The 25,862-nt window shown below is 38.5% G+C and carries 20 protein-coding genes and 1 pseudogene; 9 read left to right on the top strand and 12 right to left on the bottom strand.

The annotated features are described in order from the left end of the window. Positions 1–3 precede the first annotated feature (3 nt). From ABJG98_RS12500 to ABJG98_RS12480, 5 genes are all read left to right on the top strand, one after another. The gene (locus tag ABJG98_RS12500) at positions 4–618 is read left to right on the top strand and encodes an Ezrin/radixin/moesin family protein (protein ID WP_348279859.1); all 615 of its coding nucleotides are present in this window, start codon (positions 4–6) and stop codon (positions 616–618) included. Positions 619–694: 76 nt separating this feature from the next. Next, on the top strand, positions 695–1,486 hold the full coding sequence (gene map / locus ABJG98_RS12495; RefSeq protein WP_348279858.1) for a type I methionyl aminopeptidase: 792 nt from the start codon (positions 695–697) through the stop codon (positions 1,484–1,486). Between the two features lie 54 nt (positions 1,487–1,540). Further along, positions 1,541–3,334: a chloride channel protein gene (locus tag ABJG98_RS12490; protein WP_348279857.1), complete on the top strand. Its 1,794-nt coding sequence runs from the start codon at positions 1,541–1,543 to the stop codon at positions 3,332–3,334. A gap of 398 nt (positions 3,335–3,732) precedes the next feature. Then, positions 3,733–4,203 (top strand): TlpA disulfide reductase family protein, encoded by a 471-nt coding sequence (locus ABJG98_RS12485; RefSeq protein WP_348279856.1) that lies wholly within the window; start codon positions 3,733–3,735, stop codon positions 4,201–4,203. 14 nt (positions 4,204–4,217) lie between these two features. After that, complete coding sequence (locus ABJG98_RS12480; protein WP_348279855.1) at positions 4,218–4,841, top strand: thioredoxin family protein; 624 nt, start codon at positions 4,218–4,220, stop codon at positions 4,839–4,841. On the opposite strand, the gene ABJG98_RS12475 is transcribed toward ABJG98_RS12480, so the two are convergent. The 5 genes from ABJG98_RS12475 to ABJG98_RS12455 all read right to left on the bottom strand — a co-directional run bounded on the left by ABJG98_RS12475 (position 4,838) and on the right by ABJG98_RS12455 (position 8,039). Next, the gene (locus tag ABJG98_RS12475; RefSeq protein ID WP_348279854.1) at positions 4,838–5,224 is read right to left on the bottom strand and encodes a hypothetical protein; all 387 of its coding nucleotides are present in this window, start codon (positions 5,222–5,224) and stop codon (positions 4,838–4,840) included. The genes ABJG98_RS12480 and ABJG98_RS12475 overlap by 4 nt on opposite strands. Before the next feature lie 129 nt (positions 5,225–5,353). Then, the gene (gene raiA / locus ABJG98_RS12470) at positions 5,354–5,653 is read right to left on the bottom strand and encodes a ribosome-associated translation inhibitor RaiA (protein WP_348279853.1); all 300 of its coding nucleotides are present in this window, start codon (positions 5,651–5,653) and stop codon (positions 5,354–5,356) included. A 25-nt stretch (positions 5,654–5,678) separates the two neighbouring features. After that, on the bottom strand, positions 5,679–6,566 hold the full coding sequence (locus tag ABJG98_RS12465) for a tyrosine-type recombinase/integrase (protein ID WP_348279852.1): 888 nt from the start codon (positions 6,564–6,566) through the stop codon (positions 5,679–5,681). Between the two features lie 62 nt (positions 6,567–6,628). Next, a complete protein-coding gene (gene rpsU / locus ABJG98_RS12460) occupies positions 6,629–6,823 on the bottom strand; it encodes a 30S ribosomal protein S21 (protein ID WP_348279851.1) in 195 nt (64 codons plus the stop codon). Between the two features lie 52 nt (positions 6,824–6,875). Further along, entirely contained in the window at positions 6,876–8,039 is a 1,164-nt protein-coding gene (locus ABJG98_RS12455) for an acyl-CoA dehydrogenase family protein (protein ID WP_348279850.1), read from the bottom strand. Positions 8,040–8,170: 131 nt separating this feature from the next. On the opposite strand from ABJG98_RS12455, the gene ABJG98_RS12450 reads away from it, so the two are divergent. Then, a complete protein-coding gene (locus ABJG98_RS12450; protein ID WP_348279849.1) occupies positions 8,171–9,481 on the top strand; it encodes a UDP-glucose/GDP-mannose dehydrogenase family protein in 1,311 nt (436 codons plus the stop codon). A gap of 52 nt (positions 9,482–9,533) precedes the next feature. Here ABJG98_RS12450 and ABJG98_RS12445 read toward each other — a convergent pair whose 3' ends face one another. Further along, positions 9,534–10,286, bottom strand: a complete 753-nt coding sequence (locus ABJG98_RS12445) for a DUF547 domain-containing protein (RefSeq protein WP_348279848.1) — start codon at positions 10,284–10,286, stop codon at positions 9,534–9,536. 172 nt (positions 10,287–10,458) lie between these two features. Continuing rightward, the gene (locus tag ABJG98_RS12440) at positions 10,459–12,687 is read right to left on the bottom strand and encodes a SulP family inorganic anion transporter (protein ID WP_348279847.1); all 2,229 of its coding nucleotides are present in this window, start codon (positions 12,685–12,687) and stop codon (positions 10,459–10,461) included. Positions 12,688–12,929: 242 nt separating this feature from the next. Here ABJG98_RS12440 and ABJG98_RS12435 point away from each other — a divergent pair, with 242 nt between their 5' ends. From ABJG98_RS12435 to ABJG98_RS12425, 3 genes and pseudogenes are all read left to right on the top strand, one after another. Beyond that, complete coding sequence (locus ABJG98_RS12435; RefSeq protein WP_348279846.1) at positions 12,930–14,477, top strand: glycine--tRNA ligase; 1,548 nt, start codon at positions 12,930–12,932, stop codon at positions 14,475–14,477. 1 nt (position 14,478) lies between these two features. After that, a pseudogene (locus ABJG98_RS12430) lies at positions 14,479–15,246 on the top strand (zinc-dependent peptidase). Positions 15,247–15,255: 9 nt separating this feature from the next. Continuing rightward, positions 15,256–16,587: a deoxyguanosinetriphosphate triphosphohydrolase gene (locus tag ABJG98_RS12425; protein WP_348279845.1), complete on the top strand. Its 1,332-nt coding sequence runs from the start codon at positions 15,256–15,258 to the stop codon at positions 16,585–16,587. Here the strand turns inward: ABJG98_RS12425 and ABJG98_RS12420 are convergent. The 5 genes from ABJG98_RS12420 to ABJG98_RS12400 form a co-directional block, all read right to left on the bottom strand. Continuing rightward, entirely contained in the window at positions 16,584–16,949 is a 366-nt protein-coding gene (locus ABJG98_RS12420) for a hypothetical protein (RefSeq protein ID WP_348279844.1), read from the bottom strand. The two genes, ABJG98_RS12425 and ABJG98_RS12420, sit on opposite strands and share 4 nt — an antisense overlap. Before the next feature lie 100 nt (positions 16,950–17,049). After that, positions 17,050–17,757, bottom strand: a complete 708-nt coding sequence (locus tag ABJG98_RS12415; RefSeq protein WP_348279843.1) for a hypothetical protein — start codon at positions 17,755–17,757, stop codon at positions 17,050–17,052. Positions 17,758–17,902: 145 nt separating this feature from the next. After that, positions 17,903–22,882, bottom strand: coding sequence for an MBG domain-containing protein (locus tag ABJG98_RS12410; protein ID WP_348279842.1), 4,980 nt, complete (start codon positions 22,880–22,882; stop codon positions 17,903–17,905). 142 nt (positions 22,883–23,024) lie between these two features. Next, positions 23,025–23,774 (bottom strand): LytTR family DNA-binding domain-containing protein, encoded by a 750-nt coding sequence (locus ABJG98_RS12405; RefSeq protein WP_348279841.1) that lies wholly within the window; start codon positions 23,772–23,774, stop codon positions 23,025–23,027. A 5-nt stretch (positions 23,775–23,779) separates the two neighbouring features. Further along, positions 23,780–25,756: a histidine kinase gene (locus ABJG98_RS12400; protein WP_348279840.1), complete on the bottom strand. Its 1,977-nt coding sequence runs from the start codon at positions 25,754–25,756 to the stop codon at positions 23,780–23,782. Positions 25,757–25,862 lie beyond the last annotated feature (106 nt).

Below are 25,862 nucleotides of genomic sequence, written 5' to 3'. Positions count from 1 at the left end.
ATGATGAAAAAAACAATATCACTTATCGCGCTGGCACTCTGCTGTGTTTTTGCATTTGAGGCAAACGCTCAAATGGATAAAAAAGAGAAAAAAGAGTGGAAAAAAAGGATTAAAAAACTTGAGCCGGAGCAATACAAGCAGCTACTGGATGAAAACAAATCCCTTAAAGGGCAAGTAACCAGCCTCAAGACAGAACTTGGAAACATTGATGACAGAATTGCTGATAAAGATCAGCAAATTCTTACGTACCAATCTCAGGTTGGTGATTTAAGAGAAGAGCTTTCAAGACTGCAAAATGCTAAGCCAGCTGAGAACGTAACTACCAGCAATACTGGTAGCGGTATCGATGAGAGTAAAGGAGTCGTATTCAAAGTACAGCTTGGAGCCTTCCAGAAAAAAGACCTCAAGAAATATGACAACTCTCCAAACTTCAGTGCTGAAGACGTCAATGGACTGCAGAAATACACCATTGGGGTATTCAGAGATTACTGGGAAGCAGATACTTTCAAAAAGTATTTGAGAGAAATGGGCGTTAAAGACGCTTGGGTTGTTTCCTACAAAGATGGTGTTCGAGTGCCAATTAAGGACGTGCTTGAAGGCGTGACTAAGAAGTCATAAGCTTAAAACATTCTAATGAAAACCCTGGTTTCTTAAATAGGAACCAGGGTTTTTTTGTTTGTATTTTTGCAGTCAAATGATAAAGTATAAGACACCAGAAGAAATCGAGATCATGAGAGAGAGTGCTCTCATCGTTTCCAAGACTTTAGGTCTCATGGCTGAAAAAATTGAGCCGGGAGTTACTCCATTGGAGCTGGATAAAATTGCTGATGAATTTATTCGAGACCATGGCGGTGTCCCAGCATTTCTAGGCCTCTACGATTATCCAAAATCTATTATTACTTCAGTTAATGAGCAGGTAGTACACGGTATCCCAACAGATCGTCCTTTGCAAGAAGGTGATGTGGTTGGAGTAGATATTGGTGTTTTAAAAAATGAATATTATGGTGACCATGCTTATACTTTTCCTGTAGGCGAAATTGATGATGATGTCAAAAAGCTTTTGCGTGTTACAAAAGAGTGTTTAGATAAAGGAATTGAACAATTAATCACTGGAAACAGAATCGGAGATCTAAGCTTTGCCATACAACAGCACGCAGAAAGTCATGGATATGGAGTGGTGCGAGAACTCGTTGGGCACGGACTAGGGAGAAAAATGCACGAATCTCCTGAAGTTCCAAACTTTGGAAAGCGAGGAAAAGGAAGTAAAATTCAAGAAGGACTTGTTGTAGCAATTGAACCTATGATTAACATGGGGACCAGAAGGGTCATTCAACTTACTGATGGTTGGACAATCGTAACTGCTGATAAGAAGCCATCTGCTCACTTTGAGCACGATGTTGCTGTTGTGGATGGTAAACCAGAGGTTCTATCTACATTTAAATACGTAGAGGAAGCACTAGAAAAGAAAAACGCTGTGATTGTCTAGTCCTTTTTACTCTACTAGCAGGTACAAAGACATACCTTTGCCTTACTTTTTGAGATGGCAAACCAAAGTAAGAGTACATTTAGCACGGTCATGATGAAGTTCCTGGTGTGGCGCATTAGGCACATTAGTGACAATAATTTTTTACTGATAACTGCAGGGCTAATCGGTCTATTTTCAGGTCTAGCAGCGGTTATACTAAAGAGTACTGTTCATATAATCATTCAGTATCTCGAGCTAAATCACACCTTGTTTAGCTTTAACTATTTCTATCTTGGATATCCACTTCTTGGAATCTTACTTACAGTCCTCGTCTCTCGATATCTTTTTAAAGAGAATCTGGGTCATGGCATTACCCAGATATTGTATTCCATATCAAAGAACTCGAGCGTTATTCGTAAAACCCGGATGTATTCACGAATGGTCACCAGTGCCATCACAGTTGGATTTGGAGGATCTGTGGGATTGGAGGCACCAATTGTGGTTACTGGATCAGCCATTGGGTCAAACTTGGGACGCTTATTTCATCTTGGTTATAAGAAAAGAACGGTATTGCTAGGTTGTGGGGCCGCTGGAGCCATCTCTGCTATCTTCAATTCGCCAGTTACTGGTGTAATCTTTGCGATGGAAGTGATCTTGACAGAAGTAAAAATTAGCAGGTTCATCCCGCTTTTGATTGCTTCTGTATGTGGACAGCTGGTAGCATTAGTTTTACTCGGAGAGGATATTCTTTTTTCCTTTAGTCTCACGGAGAATTTCATCGCAAAAGAAACTGGATACTACTTACTTTTTGGAGCTGTTTGTGGTTTAATTTCATTGTACTTCACTCGAATTATGTATGTATTTGAGGGGAGCATAAAAAAGATTAAAAATGATTTTGGCAGAGCCGCAGTTGGAGGAATCTCGCTAGCACTAATCATTCTGACCTTTCCTCCAATCTATGGCGAAGGTTATGAAACTATCAAAAGTTTACTTCAAGGAAGTTCTGCGGAGGTATTCCAAAACACACTTTTCAATGGTCTTTCAGAAAATCATGCCTCTTTAATAATATTTCTTTTCTTTATCCTCCTAGTAAAACCAATGGCTACTGCACTGACAATTGGTGCAGGTGGTAGTGGTGGTATTTTTGCTCCATCTTTATTCATGGGTGGACTATCTGGCTTTGTTTTCAGTTCTACTTCCAATTCAATTCTCAATACTTCACTCAGTACAAGTAACTTTACTTTAGTTGGAATGTGTGGAGTCATGAGCGGTGTTCTACATGCTCCACTTACTGCTATCTTCCTTATTGCAGAGATCACCAGTGGCTATGAACTCTTCGTACCATTGATGCTAGTCTCCGCCATTTCGTTTAGCACTATTTCTTATTTTGAAAAACACAGTATTTATACCAAACGGTTAATAGAAACAGGGGACCTGATCCAATATGATAAAGACCAAATTGTATTAAGCTTAATCGATTTAAAGAAAATAGTAGAGCGGGACCTACTAACTATTAAGCCCGAGGCAACTTTAAATGACCTGGTGAAACTTGTGATGAAAAGTAAGAGAAACATTTTTCCAGTTGTAAATGATGAAAGGGAATTACAAGGAATAGTCACTTTAGATGACATTCGAGAAATGATGTTTGATGATGAATCACGCACTAATGTGATAATTAAGACAATCATGCAAAAACCTCCTGCAAGTGTCTCTCCTCAGGAAAAAATGCAATCCGTGATGAATAAATTTGAAGTCACTCAAGCATGGAATTTGCCTGTCATTGACAATGGAAAATATGTCGGATTTATATCAAAGTCTAGAATTTTCAATGCTTATCGAAAAAAACTCATTCGTCAAACAGCTGAATAATTATCAAATGATAAATCCCTGATTTACAGCACTTTAAAGTCTTCTATTTATAGTTATCAACAAATTAAATTGATTGGAAATTTCTTATAACCTTTTGATTTTCAGGTCAATAGGGTTGTTTTCATTTTTAATGTGGATAACTTTCCTCTTTTGTGGATAAAAAATACTCTTATCATTTGGATTCAATTATGACATGGAGCTAAATGCCCTCGACAGTATTCAAGTTTATAAATAAGTCGTACTACTGATTAATCATTCTTTTATATTCATTTTATTTAAATATTACCAGTAATATGTAGGAATGAATGCAACTCCAAGAGCTAATCTATGAATTGTACAAAATCATCGAAACGATAAATAAATGCATAAACCCTGATTGATGTAATTTCGTATTTCCTATGATGAAAAAAATAGCCCTGGGTTTGTGCATCTTGGTTTCACTTCATCTTTCTGCCCAAGAGGTGGAAGTGGTGAAATTTTCAGACCTTCAAAAGAAGATGCTCTATACGGACGCCCCTCTTACTGTATTTAATTTTTGGGCCACCTGGTGTGGGCCATGTATAAAGGAACTTCCTCACTTCGACACACTGGAATCTGAGAATAGGAATGTAAAAGTCTATCTTGTTAGCATCGACTTTCAAAGCGAACTGGATCGTGTGAAAAAATTTGTTGTTAAAAAGGCATTAAAGTCAGATGTATTGTTCTTAGATGAAAAAGATCCTGACGATTATATGGGCAAAGTTAGTGCTGATTGGTCAGGTGCAATCCCCGCTACGTTATTTGTTACAGATCTTGGGAAAACGTATTTCCATGAAAAAGCGTTTACTAAGGAGGAATTAGAGAAAACCATTGAAAAATATTTGAATTAAAAATGTCCAAAACCATGAAACGAACATTTATTTTATTGATCGGTGTAGTAGCCGTTATTACCGCACTTTTCACCAACTCTTCTCTACCTCAGAAAGGATATCAGGTAGGTGAATATGCAAAAGATTTTAGCTTGCCCAATGTCGATGGCAAAATGGTATCTATGTCTGATTTCAGTAATGCTAAAGGAATAATTATTGTATTTACTTGCAATACGTGTCCTTTTGCAAACGCATATGAATCAAGAATTTTGGAACTGGACAAGAAATATGCCAGCAAAGGGTTTCCTGTTATCGCAATTAATCCAAATGACATTACTCAACAACCTGATGACTCTATGCAAAAAATGAAGAAAAGAGCGAGTGACAAAGGTTATAGCTTCCCGTATGTAAGAGATGACAGTCAAGAGGTGGCTAAAGCATTTGGTGCTACTAAAACACCCCACACTTATGTTTTAAATAAGGAAGCTACTGGGAAGTATAAAGTTGAATTTATTGGAGGAATTGATGATAGTCCAAATGATGCCTCCGATGTATCAGAGGCCTATGTTGAAGATGCAGTTAAAGCCCTCCTTTCAGGCAACAAGCCTACTGTAACTGAAAAGAGAGCCATTGGGTGTACCATTAAATGGAAGAGTTAGTCATTTGGCCCAAAGCAATAGCTTTCGTAACTTCCGTTAGAACCCACATACCAAGTTATTGATCCATCACTCCACCTAGTTACGAAACCCCAAGTACCATCACCATGATCAACCATTTCACTATCAACTATGGTTGACCCTGGTGTTACGCATGAAGATTCGGTTCGTGGAATTGAGTTGAAGTATCGGAATTCCTGTTCTGTTGGATCTCTAAATTCTCCTCCATTTCGATGAAATATAGCCTCAACTTCCTGATGCATTTCAACAGCACTCATGTTCTTTGTTGATTCAGAGTTGTAGAACTCTATTAAGTCAACTTTAAGTGATTCTAAATCAAATATTGTAATATGTTCTTCCTGTTCTTGACATGCTAGAGCTGTCACGAAATTACTAAATAAGTGAATATTTTTTTCATAGCATATAATGTTAGTGTAGGCTAAAGCTATCAAGATTTTCAATAAAAAGCCCCGTACTCCATGAGCACGGGGCTTTTTTATATCCACTTGCGTACCTCAGTGGGCAAGTGCTTTTTCCTTATGCTTTTTTAGCTGCCTTCTCAAAGCTTCTACAGCTGCATCCGCGCCCGCTTCAAAAGATCGTGCCCTCTCCTTGGAGAAGAACTGATTCTTAGGTCCATTCAATTTAATCTCTACAATCTTGTTTTCATTATTATCATCTTTCTCTACACGGAGAAATACTTCCCCATCGATGATCCTGTCATAAAAGGTTTCCAACTTATCAAGTTTCTTTTGGATAAAATCGAGCAGCTTGCCGTCTGCGTCGAAGTGAATGGAATGCATCTGTAACTTCATCTTTGTCACGTTTAAAGGTTATACATTAAGCTTTCGGATGTGCCTGATCAAAGGCTGCCTTTAGCTTCTCAATCGAGTTATGGGTATAGACTTGAGTTGCAGCAAGGCTGGTATGACCCAGTAAATCCTTTACCGCATTTAAATCTGCCCCTTTATTTAATAAGTGAGTAGCAAAAGTGTGCCTCATCACATGAGGGCTCTTTTTACTCAGGGTGGTTACCGCTGTTAAATACTTTTTAACCTTGCGGTAAATGAACATAGGATATAAAGATTTACCGCCATCGGTTAGCAATAAATTCGGCTCTGTCATCTCCATACTTCGCTTCAGGTTTCGATAGGTTTCTATCAATTGTACTAACGAATTTCCGATCGGTATGATTCGCTCCTTGTTCCTTTTTCCGAGTACACGAATGGTTTTTTCATAAATATTAATATCTGTTTCTTCAAGTCCTTGTAATTCTGCAAGCCGTATACCGGTTGAGTATAACAACTCTAGCAATAGCTTATCTCGCTGACCACTAAAATCAGATGAGAATTCAACTCTATCAAGCAATTCAGTCATCTCTTCTTCTTTAACAAAAGATGGTAAATCCTTTTCTGTTTTTAATGGTTTTATTTGAGAAGTAGGATTTGCATCCACATATTCTCTGGCAAGCAGAAACTTGTAAAATGATTTGAGCGTGGCAATTTTTCTATTTACGGACTTAGGTGAAAGTCCATCATCCATTAAGGCAACAATCCAATTTCTTATTTGAATATGCCTTACAGTATCTAATTCACTGGTTTCAAAATCAGATATAAGAAAGTCGGTAAACTGTTGGAGGTCTTTCCTGTAAGCTTCAATAGTGTGTTTACTGTAGCGTTTTTCGAAGGAAAGATATTTAAGGAAGGTTTCCACCATAAGCAGCTTCACCTCTTAGAAATGAGGTGAATACTAACTTATTAAAATCTTAGGTGAAGAAGAAGGAGATAGGACTATTTATTTTCCTCGTCTCTCAAATGCTGGATGTACTTTGCTTTAATGACCTCTTCTCTTCTTGCCACTGAAGGCTTTTTAAAGTGAGTGCGAGATCTCAATTCTCTAAGTACACCTGTTTTTTCGAACTTCTTCTTAAATCTTTTAAGCGCTCTGTCTATTGACTCGTTCTCTTTAACGTTTATTATTAACATTTCAGAATTTTTAATGGGCCGCAAATATAGCAGCTATTTTATTTCATTACAATTATTGATTCAATAAGGTACGTGATATCACAATCTTTTGAATTTCGGATGTACCCTCTCCAATGGTGCAAAGCTTTGCATCCCTATAATATTTTTCAGCAGGATAATCTTTTGTATATCCATAACCACCAAAGATTTGAACCCCGTCATTTGCTACTTCTACAGCTATTTCAGAGGAGTATAGCTTTGCCATTGCAGACTCTCTGTTTACACTTTTTCCTTGATTTTTTAATTCTGCCGATTGATATGTTAACAATTTCGCAGCTTCAACTTTTACAGCCATATCAGCCAGCTTGAATGATATTCCTTGAAATTTTGAAATTGATTTACCAAATTGTTCACGTTCTTGGGAATATGCCAGCGCAGCATTGAGCGCTCCTTCAGCAATACCACAACCTAAAGCGGCAATTGATATTCGCCCACCATCCAAAACTTTAAGTGCTTGGACGAAACCATCGCCAATTTCCCCAATTAAATTCCCAGCAGGGATTCTGCAATCTTCAAAAATCATTTCTGATGTTTCCGAAGCTCGCATTCCAAGTTTATCTTCTTTTCTTCCTTGCTTAAATCCAGGGTTAGTTCTCTCTACAATAAAAGCACTCCCATTTCTAGACTTACCAGCTTCTCCTGTTCTTGCAATTACTACTGCAACATTGCCAGTATTCCCGTGCGTAATAAAGTTTTTAGCCCCGTTGATAACCCATTCATCTCCATCCTTTTCTGCAACAGTTTTCATGTTACCCGCATCAGATCCTGTATTGGGTTCAGTAAGTCCCCAGGCACCTATCCACTCTCCAGATGCCAACTTAGGTAAGTATTTTTTCTTTTGTTCTTCGCTGCCATGTTGAAGGATATGACCAGTGCAGAGCGAGTTGTGAGCTGCCATGGACAACCCTATTGATCCGTCCACCTTAGATAACTCGACGATAGCCGTAACATATTCATGATAGCCAAATCCTGCTCCTCCATATTCCTGCGGCACCAATACTCCCATAAGCCCCAATTCACCCATCTTGTGAAATAAGTCCTTAGGGAACTCCTGAGACTCATCCCATTTCATCTTATGTGGTTCAATTTCCTTAACACAAAAGTCACGAATCATCTTCGCGATCATTTCTTTATTTTCAGTCACTTCTTCAGGGGAGGATATTGCTGTTGTCGACATACTTAAATCGTTTGCTCTTGTTGGGAACGCAAAATTACTAATCTTGTTCACGAAAAAATAGAATAGCTCTAATTTGAATTAAAAAACAAGCTTTAGCTTTGCGCCGCCTTTAGAATAAAATTTATTTAGAAATGAAAATTGCAGTTGTTGGAACAGGCTATGTTGGTTTAGTAACAGGAACTTGTTTTGCAGAGACCGGAAACCATGTTAAATGTGTTGATATAGATGAAGAAAAGGTAAAAAAACTTAACAATAAGCAGATAACCATATATGAGCCTGGTCTAGAAGCTTTGTTCGAAAGAAATATAAGACAAGGAAGGCTTGAGTTCACAACAAGTTTGAAAGATGGTATTAAGGATGCACAAATCATCTTTCTGGCATTACCCACTCCACCTGGAGAGGATGGTTCTGCAGACCTTCAATATGTACTAAAAGTTGCAGAAGATCTTGGCCCTATGCTAAAAGATTTTACGGTGATCGTAGATAAAAGCACCGTTCCCGTCGGGACAGCTGAGAAGGTAACAGCCAAAGTGAAAATGGGAGCTGAAGTGGATTTCGAGGTTGTTTCTAACCCTGAATTTCTGAGAGAAGGCGTAGCTGTTGACGATTTCATGAAACCAGACAGAGTTGTGATTGGAGCTGAAGAACCCCGATCAGTAAAGCTTATGGAAAAGCTTTATGCACCGTTTGTTCGTCAAGGTAATCCAATAATTTTCATGGACGTCCGATCGGCTGAGCTTACAAAATATGCCGCAAATTCATTTTTAGCTACTAAAATCACATTTATGAATGAGATCGCAAATCTCTGCGAACTCATGGGTGCAGATGTGGATAAGGTTAGGAAAGGTATTGGAACAGATTCACGAATTGGAAACAGATTTTTGTTTGCTGGGATTGGATATGGTGGGAGCTGTTTTCCAAAAGATGTTCAAGCCTTAGCAAAATCATCCAATGAAGTTAATTACAACTTTAGAATTCTGAATTCTGTAATGGATGTCAATCAACATCAAAAACAAAAATTAATTAATCCACTAAAGGAATATTTTGGTGGAGATCTATCAGGAAAAACGATTGCCATCTGGGGCCTTGCGTTTAAGCCTTACACGGATGATATACGAGAGGCACCAGCTTTAGAGAATATTCAAATTTTACTTAATGAAGGTGCAAAAGTGAAAGCATACGATCCTGAAGCAATGGACAATGTGAAAGGAATATTTGGGGAATCCATTTATTTCGCAAAAGATCAATATGATGCACTCAAAGATGCTGACGCACTAATGATTATGACTGAGTGGCCTATATTTAGAACACCAGAATTTGAAAAGATCACATCAGTATTAAAAAATAAAGTGATCTTCGATGGGAGAAATCTTTATGATATTGATCAAATGGTAGAGCTTGGCTTTGAGTATCACAGCGTAGGGAGGCGGATTATCAAATAGAATCCATCTTTAATCCTCAAAAAAGGCCTGGTTGAATTTAACCAGGCCTTTTTTATTGTTGTTCGTTCAATTTCCAGATATACTCCATCCAATCAATGTCCGCATTCTTATTAAGTTTAGTCGGTGCATAACGATTAATGTAATCGATAAGTGATCCTTCTTTCTTAAAGTCTCCCCCATACCAATTAAATAATTTAGATAAAGTTGCTTGATTAGAATTTTTAAAATTGTTCTTTGCGGGATTTGATAAAAATTCTTTTGCTGCCTTAGTCAATTGTTCATCTAGTTTTCCTGGAGTATATGCTCTGTTTTGGAGTTTTGGGCACGAAACTGCTGCACAAACCAATGCAAAATGGATTCTGGGTTCATCAAAGTCCTTTCTAATAATCCCATGCTCTATATTATTAAGATCGTATTCTTTTCCGTCAATTTTAATGAATTTTATATCCCATGCAGTGCTTACGAATGGAATTTTGATAGCTGAGCCAATATCTTTAATACTCGCTACTGGGTAGTGCTCCAATATCAAATCTAACGTGTATGCATTATACGCATTGATCCAGTAAGCAAGCTTTTGATCTCTTGTCCAAGACTTTTTAGGTGAATTATTTTCTAAAATTGATAAATATGATTTAAGCCTGGATCTATCAGATTTAAGCCCCTTATAGTTAACCATGCCATCATCATCAACATATTTTTGTAGTAACTGATCATACGAATCGTGAGTCACTTCATCTTGAGCAATTGCAATGGAAGTTATCATCAAAGCGAAAATTATTGTCAACAAGTATTTCATTTCTTTCATTTATAATGCTTAAACAACGACATAATTAAGATAATGGATTCCATATTCAAAAAGAAGATTGCAAGATGTAGGCCAAATGACAAACATTTGAATTCAACACCGCCAACAAAAGAATTAATAATGCTCATTGCAGACTTTTTGTGATTGCTATTTGCATGCTAGAACGGAATTGTTAGGATGTTTTTGCATTTAATAGAGTGGCCAATTCTTTGCCATAATCTATAAACACAAGGGTTTCATCAGTCCGTGCTAGTTTAATTTTATTAAAAATGAGAAGCGCCTCACCATTGCTTTCTAAATGATAAATATGATGGTTCTCAAAAAAGCGAATGATTTCATCTGTAAAAAATGCCCGAATCTCAGCTACGTTATTCCCCATAAGAAGGAATTTCTTAGAAAAATCTGGATACATCTTAAAATCAATGTCTTTATAGCCGGTAAAAGCCATCACACGATCAAATATTCTCTCAAATACTCCCTCCTTTTCAATGGTGAAAACAGGTATTTTCCTATTCAATTTTAAGATCATTAGTGTCGTATTAAACGTCTCAGCTGTAAAAGCATGGCCCTCATTAAAGGTTACATCGGCAATCTCCCATGACACATCCAAATCATCAAAGGTCCCTTTGAGCGTATTGGTTTTTCCTTCAATCGGCCTAATTTCAAAAAAGTGGAATTTCTGCAGATAAATCGTATTCCAATCCATTTGACTACTGAATTGATAATCTTTCTTAGTTGCTAGATTTCGTAATCGTTTTTGCCTTTGCGATAACTTAGCAGAACTGGTCAAGCTAAGTTTTAAAGCCCTATTATATGAGGAAGATGAAACATGCGAATCCAATCCTATGATAAAAACTTTGCCTCCCGATTCCCTTTGCATCTTTAAGAATTCCACCAGGTAGTCCATATAGGTCATACCTACCAATCTTGTTTCTGATAAATCAATATTGACGTCTGTACCGGAAGGAATTTGAGCAACTAATTTGTCGATCTTCAATATGCCTAAGAAATTTGCAATTCCTCTAATTTTCAAATCAAAACCGCCATCTGGTCGCTTTATCAATTTTGTACGTGATTGATAAATCATTCTAAAAAATTGAGCTATGGACATCCTCGCCAATAACATATGGGTAACGAGTGCCAATAATGATCCACCAAGCAAACCAATTAATAAATTGGTATATAAGGTCATGATCATCGTGCCAATAAAGAAGATGAGTTGCTCAGTTCCCTGGTCATACGCTTGTTTGAAGACCGCAGGGGATGCCAATTTAAATCCGGTATAAACAAGTAGAATAGCAAAAGCACATAATGGGACCTGGCTCATGATTGGGCTCAATACCACAATAAAAAGCAGCAGTAATAGTCCCTGATACAAATTAGACCACTTGGTTTTTGCGCCATTATGGATATTGACCGTACTTCGAATAATCACAGCAATGATTGGCAAACCTCCAATGAAACCAGCTGCCATTGTGCTCAATCCAATGCCTGTCAGATCCTTATTCAAATCCGTCTTTCGCTTATAAGGATCAATTTTGTCAACGGCTTTCGCAATGGCTAAGGATTCAATACTTGTGATAATTAAAATGGAAAAGACGGTTGTCCAGAATTCCAGCGTATCAACTTTGCTGAAGTTGGGGTGCATGATTGAATCCTTGAAAGAATCGGGAATGTCCAGCAGCAGATGAGGGCCAACCTCATAAGCCTTACCAAGGAATGAAAGCGTGTGTGGGTCAAAGAAATTGAAAGCATAAGCAAATGGAATGGATAGAGCGATAACCCACATCGGGGCAGGCAAAAAATGGAAAAACCGGTTACTAATTTTGGAATGAAACAATAATAGAAATAAGCCCACCAAAGAAATAATCAACACAAAAGGATTGACTTGAGGTAAGTATACAATGGCATCAATGAGGTTTTGGATAATATTTGGGCTATCAGATTGAGTACCCATCGCCACATGGATCTGTTTTGCAACTATGATGATCCCAATGGCCGCCAAAATGCCGTGAATGACGGAAGTATGGAAGATATCCGCTAGTCGTCCCAATTTCAATAGCCCCAAAACAGCTTGAATTGCACCTGAAACAACTACTGCAGCCAATATATAATTAAAGGCCTGGCCTGAACCATCGTCCATCAATACAATACCCAATAGGATCACCCCAATGACTCCCTTTGCGGGTCCGTTAACGGATACATGACCACCCCGATAAAAGGTGGTGACCATACCACCAACAATTGCTGAAATGATACCCGCCATGGCAGGCGCCCCTGCGGCTAAAGCAATACCCAATGAAAGTGGTAAAGCAATAAGTGCGACACTGACCGCAGCGATCAAATCACTCTGCCAATTTTCAATCAATCCTTGAAAGCCTTTTTTAGGTACAGTTTCCATTTACTAAGTATCCTATGGATTGTAAAATAATAACCGATTCATATAAAATAGTGAATATTCGCAACTATTAGAAAAGAGCTGAAGAACTGTTTAGAATAAGAATCATGAACTCAGCACACCGAAATACCCATCCGGTTTAAGGATCAATCAAGCTTGATTAAGTTGTAATTCAAAATTGATACGGAACAAAAATTCTTGTCGGTAAAGGCAAAAGAAAAGTGCTAAACATATCTTTGCGGACTATGAGCAATACACCTGACGGAGGATCCCTTAAAAACATTGTTTCTCACTGCAAAGAATATGGATTTATATATCCATCGAGCGACATTTATGATGGGCTTGGCGCTACCTATGATTACGGTCCTAATGGATCTGAGCTAAAAAATAATATCAAAGAATATTGGTGGCAGGCGATGGTGCGGATGCATGAGAATATTGTAGGTATTGATGCCGCTATTTTTATGCACCCAACCACTTGGAAAGCCTCTGGTCATGTGGATGCTTTTAACGATCCCTTGATTGACAATAAAGACTCAAAGAAACGATACCGGGCAGATGTATTAGTAGAAGAATACATCGCCAAGGTGGAAGGAAAGATAGATAAGGAGGTTACCAAAGCAGCGAAACGCTTTGGAGATACTTTTGATAGCCATCAATTTGTTTCGACAAACCCCAGAGTAGTAGGATATAAGGAAAAAATCAAAGCCATTGAAGACCGTCTTGGTGGTGCACTTGGGTCTGGAAATCTTGCTGATGTAAAGGCCCTCATTGAAGAACTTGAGATTGCCGATCCAGTATCTGGCTCCAAGAACTGGACAGACGTGCGTCAATTCAACCTAATGTTTTCTACAGAAATGGGATCATTGGCAGATGGGGCTGATAAAATCTACCTTCGGCCTGAGACAGCACAGGGTATTTTCGTGAATTATCTGAATGTCCAAAAAACCTCCAGGATGAAACCACCATTTGGTATTGCCCAAATAGGCAAGGCATTCAGAAATGAAATCATTGCACGTCAATTCATTTTCCGTATGCGGGAGTTTGAGCAAATGGAAATGCAGTTTTTTGTAAAGCCAGGAGAAGAGATGGAATGGTATAACCACTGGAAGCAAAAGCGAATTAACTGGCACAAAGCATTGGGGTTAGGAGAGGAGAATTATCGATTCCACGATCATATTAATCTGGCTCACTACGCAAATGCTGCTACAGATATAGAATTTAACTTCCCGATGGGATTCAAAGAGCTTGAAGGAATCCATTCCAGGACGGACTTTGACCTCAAAGCTCATGAAGAGCATTCAGGCAAAAAGCTGCAATTCTTTGATCAGCATACAAATGAAAGTTATGTACCTTATGTTGTAGAAACATCTATTGGATTGGATCGAATGTTCTTGGCTATTATGGCTTCCGCTTACACCGAGGAAAAACTAGAAGACGAAAGCGAGCGAACAGTACTTCGAATACCTCCAGCTCTTGCTCCAAATAAAGTAGCTATACTTCCACTTGTCAATAAAGATGGTCTTCCAGAAAAGGCAGAAGAAGTTTTGAATGAAATTCGTTACGATTTTTCATTCCAATACGATGCCAAAGATGCCATTGGAAGGCGGTATAGAAGGCAAGACGCTATAGGTACTCCTTATTGCGTGACTATTGATCATCAAACATTAGAAGATAATACAGTTACTATCCGCGAGCGAGATACCATGAGTCAAGAACGAGTATCAGTAGGTGAGCTGATCCAAAAACTTCATGATAAGGTAGACATGAAACATCTTCTGAAAAAGATTTGATTTGGAATTACTTCTACTCCTATTAATACCATTTATCGCCAGGTGGATATTTCGCTTTCATCAAACCGGAAGTCTATTCCCTGCCTTTTTCTTAAGTACGAAACATAAAGCCTTTTTAGCAAAGAACTTTGAGTTCTATCAAAGGTTACCGCCTAAATCAAAACAAATCTTTGAGCGTAGATTGGCGCTTTTCATAAGTTCTAAGAAATTTATCCCCAGACAGATGGATCATGTAACCTCAGAAATGAAAGTGCTTATTTCAGCTGCCGCAATTCAACTCACATTTGGCTTCCCTAAGGTTAACCTCAGTTGGTTTAAGTACATTCTTGTATTTCCAGATACATTCTTTAGTCGAGCAAACCAGCAACATCACAAGGGTGAAGTCAATCCTAAAGCAAAAACGATTGTACTTTCATGGAAATACTTTGTTGAAGGGTATTTAAAACCTGATGGTAGAAACTTGGGATTGCATGAAATGGCCCATGCATTAAGACTTGAAAACAGAATCATGAATGAGGAATATAATTTTCTGGATCAGGAAATATTGGAAGAATAGGAACATAGAGCAAAAAAAACCATGGGTGAAATTACAGAAGGTTCTGAGACCTTTTTTAGAAAATATGGTGCGGTTAATAATGAAGAATTCTTTGCAGTTGCTGTTGAGAACTTCTTCGAACGACCAAGTGAATTCAATCAGAAGCACCCAAAAACCTTTCGAACCATGTGCCAATTGCTTCGACAAGATCCGCTATTGCTGGAAAACACCTAATTTTTCGTAATGAACTGGCTTCAACTGTTATCACATAAACGTCCGGGAGAAACTAACACTGTAGCTCATGATCAAACCAGAAGTCGGTTTGAGCAAGATTTTGATCGAATCATTTTCTCGCATCCATTCAGAAAACTTCAGGACAAAACTCAAGTTTTTCCACTGCCAGAGGATGACTTTGTTCACACGCGATTAACTCACAGTCTAGAAGTTTCAGTGGTTGGACGATCGCTCGCAAAAAACGCAGGAACTCATCTATTAGGCAAGTACCCTGAGCTTCGAGCCGCTGGATATACAACCCATGACTTTGGTGGAATTGTAGGGGCGGCATGCCTTGCTCATGACCTGGGTAATCCTCCATTTGGTCACTCAGGGGAAGACAGTATTTCATCGTTCTTTTTAACCAATGCGAAGGGTCAGTTTTTCAAGAATAAAGTGACAGAGCAAGAATGGAAAGATCTCACCACATTTGAAGGCAATGCCCAAGGACTTAGGATTTTGAACAGCAAAGGAAACGGAGGTTTAAAGTTGACTTTCGCCACTCTAGGAGCATTTACAAAATACCCCCTCTCCTCTTCAAGTGAAAAAGAGAATAGAAGGAAAAGTCAAAAGAAATTTGGGTATTATCAATGTAATGCTGACTTGTTTGCAGAAATGGCTACAGAAATGGGTCTAGTCTCTCTTGGATCTTCTACATGGTCAAGGCACCCACTAGCTTTTTTGGTAGAGGCGGCTGATGATATCTGCTATCATATCATTGATTTAGAAGATGGGTGCAGGTTGGGGTTAGTCCCATTTGAGCAAGTTAAAAGTCTGCTTGCCGAGATCATTGGAGATTCTTATTCAGAAGAAAAGGTTCAAAAAATCGAATCTCAAAATGAGCGGTTAGGGACCTTAAGAGCAATGGCTATAGGTCAGCTCATTCTTGAATGTTCCGATGCTTTTATCACAAATGAAGAAGCTATGCTAGATGGTAGCTTTGATTCAGATCTTACCAGCATGATTCCATCGGCTGCTGCGATGAAAAAAATCATTGATCTTTCAATAGAAAAAATTTATCGTTCAAAACTCGTTTTGGAAAAGGAAGCAGGCGGGTATGAAGTTATTGATAATTTGATCGAGGCATTTGCTACTTCTGTTTATGCAGATAAATTTGATCACCCACTCCCGAAGCATAAATCCATACTGAGACTTCTCCCTGAAGAATATGAAGTTCAGTTAAAAGGTGCAGAAACCGTGTATGAAGCACTTCAAATTGTCATTGATTTTGTAAGCGGACTTACAGATTCACACGCAGTAAGACTATATAAGACAATAAAAGGTTATCGCCTTCCGGTTTAATCATCAATTGATTTTCCGTCCTTATCTAGAATCTCCCAAAACAACATGTAACTAGCTGTACTGTCTCTTTCAAGTAATGTCATTGTTGTGGAATACTTACCCGGATTGTCATCCACTTTAAACTTGAAAACGCCTAGTTTATCATTTAAGGTCACAAAATCAAAGTCCCAAACCTCAATCTCATTCCAGCCTTCTTTCACCTCAATGTCTAAATCTATTTTCTCAACGTCACCAGTATCCACCCTATGATAAAGCTCACCCTCAGGCCATATTTTGTGACCATCTTTTTTGAGATACATTTCATCTTTATCTATCTCGTCTGGAGTAGTACATTGTACCGATTTGATTCTAATTTTAGGCATAAGAATATCTTTGAAAACTAAAGTTAGCTAATTCTAATTATTAAAAAATGAAAGCCCACTCCCTTAAGAAGTGGGCTGCAATTAAAAATATTCTAATGGATTAAAGTGACCAACCCTTTAAGGAAGAAGTGACATCTCCCAGATTATTGATTCCCCATTCTCGAGGATTTAGAAACGAATTATTTCTCCAATCGATAAAAACCGCATGTAGGTTCGGCACACTTGTGGTAAACTGAAACTCCCATCCATAAAAACATGAATCAGTAAAAATCGCCAGAAGAGCTCCATTACCGCCAGTACTTACAATTTGGAAAGAGGAAATTTGATCATTTGCACCATCCAACCATTGATCCTGGAAGTACGAGCAATTTGGTTGTCTCAGGTCGACAAACTCCTGATTGTAATTGATGTCCCTGTAGAAGAAATATGAAGCTGTTCCCCCAGGACTGTGCCAGTTGGTACACTGCTGTTCAACACGCCCAGTTTCATAAGTACGTCTGTCCTCTGAATCAATTACAGTAAATGTTATTTCAAGTCCGTCTGTACTCACCTCATCTATGCTCAATATTCCCTCTTCATTTACCATTAGTTCTTGTAAAATTTCGTATTGCGCTAAGTCTCCTTTTTTGTTTAGGACCTGATAGTGATCATCCACTTCGAAAATTATAGTAAAGAACTCCGATCCATATTCATAATTATGAATGATTTCATGCGTTGCATCTCTTGGTTCTTTTTTAATCTCCTGCTCTTGACATGAGAAAGCTGCAAGTACAATAATTAGTGTCCATGCTTTTTTAAATGTGTTCATAATGATTATTTAGTTGTTTTTATCAAAACTGCGCCGTTATTAATCATTCTTGTACAATAATCTTCCGAATAACGTTTTTGAGTTTCCCAACAAAAAAAGCGACTCCCTTGGAGCCGCCTTTGCATGAGCCTAAGCTTATGCTGCCTTAGTTTGCTTTTAATATTCTTCTAATGACTTTCTTCTCATCGATAATAAGTTCAATCAAATAGCTCCCTGGTGATAGGTCTGATATGTCAATTTTACTTCTCACATTTAATTCAGACCTCTCCACACTTCCATTCAAAGAAAATATTCTCACCGAAGAGACGTTTGGCACAGTAAAATTCAGGAAGTCCGACGTTGGATTTGGGTAAACGCTTATTTCATCTTCAATATCTTCAGCTGCTAGAGGGACAGCAACTTCAAAAGTTTCAGTGTCTAAGACGGCATTGTAATTGATGTCACCAATTTGTTCTACAGAAACCGTCACTGTCCCTTCTGTTCCATCCAAAGTGATTATTTCTTCCGAAATTGTTGCCGGCCCGGTTACTGAATAAATAAGTGGTAAATCTGAATCTACGCTTGCTATTATACTAAACGGATCATCTGATGGTTGCTTATCAGAAATAGGATCAATACTAATAACCTGATCAGCCTTATCTATGGTTAAAATCCCATCGATCAATTGAAATTCATAATTATCTGAGGAGCCCCCTGAAACAATCAAATCATACACGCCAGCGTTTGGTGCCTCAACTTGACCTCCAAAATCAGCCGTGACCGAAGGCTCACCGTCAAGATTTTCTGCATTTTCTCCATTTACAAAGCCACTATAACTTACTGTAAGCGCCGGGATGTTTTCTCCATAAGTAATTGTCTGGTTGCCAGCTGCTACACTTAACATTGCTTTACTGACAGTAAATATTTGCTGAACAGAATTCGCCTCGAAGTAATCATCATCTCCAGCTTGAGATGCCTCAATTGTCACCTCACCACTTCCTACTATTGACAACACATTTCCACTAAGTTGCACTGCAGTCCCAGTCACAATAGAATATTGCACAGATAGTCCAGAGCTAGCATCTGCGGATAAAGTAATATCTGCATTACCATATACCTGATCAGCAATGGTACCGAAACTGATCGTTTGATCCATTTTATAAGGTTCTACTGTCACTGTCACTGTGACTGAAGTGCTATTTCCAGACAGGTCTGTTGCGGATAATTCAACAGTATTGCTCCCAATATCCGCATTTGTGAAAGTCAAAGACGGTCCAGTCGGAGCAACAAGTCTTGACGCACTTGAGTTGTTAAATACTCGCTCTAAACTCAAGGTTAAACCGCAGTTATCAAATGATCCATTGTCCAGGTCGTCTGCATAAACTGTAGCTTCATTATTTTGATTCAGTTTTATAGTTACATTTTGCGCTGAAACAACTGGATTATTCACATCTATAACAGTGATTGTAGCATTCGTAGTGCTGCTATTTCCATTGGCATCAGTAACAGTAAGAGTCACTGAATTTTCACCCAAGTCATTACAGTCAAAATTGCTCTGATCCAGGCCAAAAATGAGCGAACTCTGACCTGTACAGTTATCCGAAGATCCATTATCTAAAGAAAGTGGCGCTACCTGAACTTCACCGTTCGAATCGAGCTGGACAGAAATATTCTGAGTGACAACAATTGGTTGGGTTACATCTTCAACTGTGATGTTAACCTGTGCTGAAGACTGGTTTCCATAGTCATCGGTCACTGTCAAGACCTCAGTATTTACTCCAATATCTGAGCATGTGAAATCAGTTTGGCTCAATGAAAAAATTAGTGCCCCACTGCAATTATCTGTCGAGCCATTGTCCATTGATCCTGGGTTCACACTTGCCTGTCCATATGCATCAAGCTGTACTGTTAGATTTTGCGTAATGACAATTGGAGCAATATCATCCTCAATCGTGATGGTTGCGGAGACGGAGGCTTGGTTTCCGGCATTATCAGTACCAGTAAGTATTACGTTGTTGACTCCAATATTTGAACAATTAAAGGCGCTCTTATCCAATGAAAAATTAATTTCACAATTATCGGTGGATCCATTGTCCAAAGATTGCGGATCAATTACTATTTCGCCACTTGCATCGAGCGGAACTACTATGTTTTGGGCTAAAACTGTTGGAGCAGAATTGTCCTCGATGGTTACTTGTAACATAGTAAAGGCTTGGTTACCAGACTCATCAGCGATTGTCAGCTCTACCTGATTGGTTCCTATGTCAGCACATGAAAAGCTTGATGTATTTGTTGATAGGATCAAATTCCCTGCCGATGTGCAATTGTCATAGGAGCCATTATTTAATTGGCCAGCTGTCAAACCAACTGTTCCGTTTGCATCAAGTGTCAATGTAATGTTTTGGCCAATCAGAGTCGGTGCAGCTGCATCAATAATATTAACTGTAGCGGTAGCTGAAGCAGTATTCCCGTTTTCATCTTCAAGTGTAAGGTTCACTTGATTGGGACCAATATCTCCACAGTCAAAAGCCGTTTGATCGAGGCCCATTATCAGATTTGCAAGAGAAGTGCAATTATCACTACTCCCATCATTAATTTGAGAAGGAGTAATGGTTGCATTTCCATTTGCGTCTAGGGATACTGTGATATCTTGAGTATTTACGATTGGTGCACTATCATCTATGACAGTAACTGTAGCTGTTACATTCGCTGATGCTCCACCTATTATTTCTGTAGCTGTCAGTGTTACAGTATTGGGTCCTATGTCAGTGCAGGAAAAAGAAGTTATATCCAGTGAAAGAGATATTTCGGTACCACATGTAGATCCAGAGCCATCGTCAACGTCTTCGGGTGCAATTACGACATTTCCGGTGGGGTCTAAAGCAACTGTTAAATTCTTTGCTATTGCCGTTATAGAAGCATAAATGGGATCATTGTACTCAAAAGCCCCCATATCAATTGTTCCATTTTCTCGGTCATTTCCTGCTATATCCTTTGTAGGTAAAGTAAGACCGCTAGCGTCTCCAGCGTCTATGGCAACAGAAGCACATGTTAGTGTAAAGTCATCCGCACTCACATCGCTAAAAGAAGGGTCGGAATTTGTGCCGCTTTGCTGCCCTCCCTCCACAATACTGTTTGAAACAGTAGATCCGGAGCCAGTAATAACAAAAGGAGTAGCGCTTCCATTATCATAAATGATTGAGTTTCTAATGGTCGAATTAGATGCTCCTATCATCGTCATTACATTACCACTTGCTCCGGTGTTATCTGCAAACGTTGAATTAAATATATCAACATCAATCCCTGAAGCGTTGCCTCCATTCGCTGTACTTGTGCCCAGATACAAACATGAAGATCCTGTATTTGAAACATTGTCGTGAAATAAACTATTGACAATGCTGCCTTTGCTGAAATTAGCGTAGCCACTGGAGCCCGCAAAAAAGAAGGCAGTTAATTGGTTAGAATAGTTGTTTCTTATCACACAACTCTCGAAATCAACATCTACTGTGGTGCCAGTGATCCCGCATGGTACAAAAGTGGTGTATGCGCCTACGCTAGTTCCAGAATTTTCTTCTATCGTGCAATTACGAAAAGTTGCGGTGAGAGTTTGGTTAATTTGGGTTGGTTGCGCGTAAATAGCCCCACCTCTTGTCCCATAGTATTGACTAAAGCCTGTGCTTCCACAATTACTATTGATTGGGCCGTTTGCATTTCCTCCTTTAATAGTAAATCCATCTACAACTACATTGGTTGTAGTTCCATAAAATATCACAACATGATATAAATTATCCTGACGTGATGTTTCTGTATCTGTAATGATTCCAGAATCGTTGCCTTGTACATCGCCACTTAAAATTGTTTTGTTATTTACAGGGTCTCTTTGGGTTCGCGAAGTTTCAGTTCCATCAAATCCACCAAATAGCTTATCATCTGTTAATATGAAGGCTGCATTTCTCCCGTTTTGATTGGGTAGATAAGTGCCTTCAGCAACCCAGATAAAATCGCTTGCGGATGCGTAAAATATCGCCGTAGATAAATCCGTGTATGCATTAACCCAGGAAGATCCATCGTTGGTGCCGATAGCATCTTTGTCCACATATACGATATTCGAAGTAGTAAATGAGGTTGCCGCCGACCAGTCTGTAGCTGATCCATCGCAAATGCTCCTAACATATAAGTCGTAGGTAACATTTGAACTTAATCCCGTTACTTCATAATCTTTCTCTGAAATATTTGAAATGATTGTACCATTATTGGGCAGTCCACCGCTTTCAACATAGCTTATTTCCCACGAGGATGGTAGGTCATTAGAAATCCAATCTACTGAAGCAGAAGTTTCCTGAACATTAGTCACATTTATTGTTCGGGGAAATGAACAAACTCCCTCTTTGGCTAGCTCCTCAATTTCATTTGCGGTTAGCTTTCTGCCATAAAACCTGATATCGTCAAATCCATCTTCATATTTGTCTACTAAATTGGCGTTGCTATTATTTCCAATTGCAATTGAGTTCGATGGGGTAAGTGTATAGCTGAGTGTATTAGGAGACACCAATACTTCAGCTCTTTCCGTGTCTTCTAAAACTCCATCGATGTAGATTTTATAATCATACTTTAGAGATGTACCTCCAGAATATGTCGGCTCAGCAGTAGCTGTTACATGATGCCATTCTCCATCAGAAACATCAGTTGTACTCGTGGCAAATCTGTATCCACTGTGAAATGTTCTGTATTCCCCGTTGGGAGCTACGCCGTAGTAGTAGGCATAATAGAAGTTTCCTCCCATGCTTATGTTCCCGTCTTCCAAATAGGTATACCAACCTCTTTCACTAGTATTATTTGCCGAAGAGGTCCGTTCAGTATGATCAACAATGGTTCTTACAACTGCATCATTAGTGGTTGTTTTTATCCAAAAGCTTACGGATATATAAGGTGAATTAACTGATGCTCTGCTTAGGTGATCACCGTTTAAGCTGATGGCATCTGTGCTTACATTCATTCTGTCCGTTTCTGGAGTAAGTGCTGTCCCGGTTTGGGTGATTCCAGTTAAATCTCCGCTGGTAAATAAATGCTCCTGACTCGTCGCTGGTACTTGTCCGTGCGATATCAGGCTGGCGAAAAAAACTAAAGGCAGTAATAACTTTTTCATGATAGTATTTTGTTTTCCTATCACGAATGTGGTGCTTATAGTAAATCATTGATCGTCTCAGCTTCCGAATCGGTAATCTGACTTTCCGAAAAAAAACAACATTGTTAGAGTTGTCGACTAGTCATACCCTAGTTCGATAAAATCAGACGCTTTGCATCACTTCAAAAAACTCATCTTTCTTTTCTCGAGAAATGCTTACTGTTTCTTCGTTATCCATTATGATATAACCTCCATCTTGATTTACATACTGTTTGATGTGCTTCAAGTTGATTAAGTATGATCGATGAGGTCTGTAGAATTCTCTAAGTTCCTGAAGGATGTCTTCAAAAAATTTCATGGGTTTACTTACTAGTATCTTGCCGTTGTTAATGGTATGAACATGCGTATACATTCGATCAGCTTTGAGCATTATGATATCATCAAACTTCACGAATAATATTCCATCAGCAACCGGTAAGCCTATTTTTTTCACATTGGATGCGCTCAATGTTGCCTTTAGTTCCTCAAGTCGTTCGTTCAAATTGGACTTGCCAATTTGCTGTTCCACTTTTGCCACAGCATTTGCCACTTGATCATCCCTCAGTGGCTTTAACAGGTAATCAATAGCATTTAGTTTGAAAGCATTAATAGCATATTCACTGTATGCGGTGGTGAAAATTATTTCGAAATTAATATGCTTAGGATCAAAGAAATCCAAAAGTTGTATGCCTGAAAATCCAGGCATTTCAATATCTAAAAAGACAATATTTGGTTGTATTTGATTGATGAGTTTTATTCCACTTGGAAGGTCTTCGGCCTCCATGATTTCTCCAATTTGTGGGCAATTCTCCTCTATCAATACTCTTAACAAATTTCTTGCTTTTTTTTCGTCATCAATGATAACCGCTTTCATTTTAGTCAAATTAGTGATGGTGATGTTAGATCTGAATTGCTGATTTCCAAACCGCCAGTTTTAGTTTCCCAATCTTCTGCAGATAAAATCGGAACTCTAATTATAACCGAAGTGCCATTTGGCTCGCCCATTTTGTCATATAAATCTTCAACTTTTTGCTCTATTGGACTTGAAAGCGTGGAATTCAATAGGTTGATCCTTGTGGCAATAGCACTTATGGCAAAAGGTTGATGGTCTGAATGGTTCATTTGATTGATTTCGGCTGACCGCTTACGTCCTACGCCATTATCTCTTATTTCACATTCGAGATGGTTGGTTGCTTGATCTATTCTAAAGTTGATAGTAAGAATTCTTTCACCCTGCTTATGAAGAAGTCCGTGCTTTAGTGAGTTTTCAACATAAGGCTGAATTATCAATGATGGTAAGGATATTTCAGAATCTACATCATCTGATATGTCAATAGAGAATTTCAAAGTTTCTTCAAAGCGAAGCTTTTCAAGCTCTAAGTATAATCTCAATGCCTTAATTTCCTCTTCTAATCTTACGTTTCTAACCTGACTATGCTGTAGGTACATTCTCATTAAATCAGCAAATTTACCCAAGTACTTACCTGCCATTTTTTTTTCATTTAGCATGATGTACTCTTGTATGGAATTAAGTGCATTGAATATGAAGTGAGGATTCATTTGCGATCTAAGTGCTTTCAATTCAGAGGAACGATATTGCTGTTCGATGGCCAACTTCTCCTGCGTTTGTTGCAATTGAATTTTTGTGATCTCCTGCGTTTGTTTAAGTTTTCGCTGGCGATATACGAGCATTAGAGCGAAACCCAAAAGCAATGAAATGACGATCATGCCTACAATCAGATACCATTGCTGCTCTAGTTTGCCCTGCTGCAAATTAGTAAGCTCGCGTTCGGCCTCAAGCTCTTGAGCTTTTAAGTTTGCCTCATATCTACCTTGCAAATTTGAAAGTCTGGTTTTATTTCTATTTCTCTGCGTACTATCCGATTTCGCAAAGTAAATTTCTAAGGCTTCTAAAGCGTCCTTATATTTTTTTTGAGCTTTATAAATACGATATTTTAATCGAGGATAATCTAAACTTTCAGGCCTCAATTTTCCGGCTTCTTGCATATAATAAAGAGCAGAGTCGTACATCTCCAAACCTTCGTAAGCAAAACCAAGGTTAGCTATTAGGTAGTATCTATTCATCAAAGAAAAATTGTACTCTTCTGCATATCCTAGAGCTTCTTTAGACATTTCAAGCCCTCTCCGATATTGTCCTTTTCTTATAATAGGTGCAGATACAATTGAAATCGCGTTAGCATAGCCATATTCATAATTTTCATTTAGTGAAAGTTGCATAGCACGTTCTCCATAATAAAGGGACGAATCAAGATTTACGATAATCCAGCCATTATACACCTTGCACATTTGAATATTGGAGCGAACTTCTAAATCTAGGTTGTCTACTTCTCGTGCTTTAGCTATTGCATATCGATAGTATTTGGTACAATTTTCCAGATCATTGTTTTTTCGCAAGATTGCTGCTATTTCAAAATAAATCTCAGGCTCAAGCGAAACAATTTTATTGAGTTTGCTTAATTCAAGCGCTCTGTAAAGCTGCTCTAGCGCACTGTCATTTTCATCTTTCTCACTAAAAATTCTTCCTCGGATTCGAAACAGATGCACCTCGTCTACCTTCTCTAATTGATTGGAAACTAATTTGACAGTACTGTCTGCTTTATTATAAAGGTTAAAATGGATGTAGGTATCTGCCAGTTTTATCAAGGCTTTGTTTCTTAGTAACTCATCTTTAGAGTTGGTTGACTCTTTAATAACAAGGGCTGAATAAGCAATTGCTGAGTCAAGGTTATTCTTGCTATAATCTTCAAGTTTCGTTTTAAGCTCGTCGATTGAACGCTCTTGTGCTTGAGTAATAAATAGTAGCGCGAATAGAGTTGTTGACAAAAATGCTTTCATTCGATTATGAAAATTATCCTTTCAATTTACCACATTGGAGAAACATGGCGTATCGATTGTACTCAGACACTGTTATAACTGTTTGAAAATCTTGCCTCTAAGTCTG

The organism is Ekhidna sp. (assembly GCF_039960695.1).
GTDB lineage: Bacteria > Bacteroidota > Bacteroidia > Cytophagales > Cyclobacteriaceae > Ekhidna.
This window is presented reverse-complemented; position numbering and strand designations above follow the sequence as displayed.

What these genes read in the sequence shown, in the direction of transcription:
- raiA (WP_348279853.1), bottom strand. Translation starts at nt 5,653, where the DNA reads ATGAAGTTACAGATGCATTCCATTCACTTCGACGCAGACGGCAAGCTG.
- ABJG98_RS12420 (WP_348279844.1), bottom strand. Translation starts at nt 16,949, where the DNA reads ATGCCTAAAATTAGAATCAAATCGGTACAATGTACTACTCCAGACGAG.
- ABJG98_RS12480 (WP_348279855.1), top strand. Translation starts at nt 4,218, where the DNA reads ATGAAACGAACATTTATTTTATTGATCGGTGTAGTAGCCGTTATTACC.
- ABJG98_RS12405 (WP_348279841.1), bottom strand. Translation starts at nt 23,774, where the DNA reads ATGAAAGCGGTTATCATTGATGACGAAAAAAAAGCAAGAAATTTGTTA.
- ABJG98_RS12415 (WP_348279843.1), bottom strand. Translation starts at nt 17,757, where the DNA reads ATGAACACATTTAAAAAAGCATGGACACTAATTATTGTACTTGCAGCT.
- ABJG98_RS12455 (WP_348279850.1), bottom strand. Translation starts at nt 8,039, where the DNA reads ATGTCGACAACAGCAATATCCTCCCCTGAAGAAGTGACTGAAAATAAA.
- ABJG98_RS12440 (WP_348279847.1), bottom strand. Translation starts at nt 12,687, where the DNA reads ATGGAAACTGTACCTAAAAAAGGCTTTCAAGGATTGATTGAAAATTGG.
- ABJG98_RS12500 (WP_348279859.1), top strand. Translation starts at nt 4, where the DNA reads ATGAAAAAAACAATATCACTTATCGCGCTGGCACTCTGCTGTGTTTTT.
- rpsU (WP_348279851.1), bottom strand. Translation starts at nt 6,823, where the DNA reads ATGTTAATAATAAACGTTAAAGAGAACGAGTCAATAGACAGAGCGCTT.
- ABJG98_RS12445 (WP_348279848.1), bottom strand. Translation starts at nt 10,286, where the DNA reads ATGAAAGAAATGAAATACTTGTTGACAATAATTTTCGCTTTGATGATA.
- map (WP_348279858.1), top strand. Translation starts at nt 695, where the DNA reads ATGATAAAGTATAAGACACCAGAAGAAATCGAGATCATGAGAGAGAGT.
- ABJG98_RS12490 (WP_348279857.1), top strand. Translation starts at nt 1,541, where the DNA reads ATGGCAAACCAAAGTAAGAGTACATTTAGCACGGTCATGATGAAGTTC.
- ABJG98_RS12410 (WP_348279842.1), bottom strand. Translation starts at nt 22,882, where the DNA reads ATGAAAAAGTTATTACTGCCTTTAGTTTTTTTCGCCAGCCTGATATCG.
- ABJG98_RS12435 (WP_348279846.1), top strand. Translation starts at nt 12,930, where the DNA reads ATGAGCAATACACCTGACGGAGGATCCCTTAAAAACATTGTTTCTCAC.
- ABJG98_RS12485 (WP_348279856.1), top strand. Translation starts at nt 3,733, where the DNA reads ATGATGAAAAAAATAGCCCTGGGTTTGTGCATCTTGGTTTCACTTCAT.
- ABJG98_RS12425 (WP_348279845.1), top strand. Translation starts at nt 15,256, where the DNA reads ATGAACTGGCTTCAACTGTTATCACATAAACGTCCGGGAGAAACTAAC.
- ABJG98_RS12450 (WP_348279849.1), top strand. Translation starts at nt 8,171, where the DNA reads ATGAAAATTGCAGTTGTTGGAACAGGCTATGTTGGTTTAGTAACAGGA.
- ABJG98_RS12400 (WP_348279840.1), bottom strand. Translation starts at nt 25,756, where the DNA reads ATGAAAGCATTTTTGTCAACAACTCTATTCGCGCTACTATTTATTACT.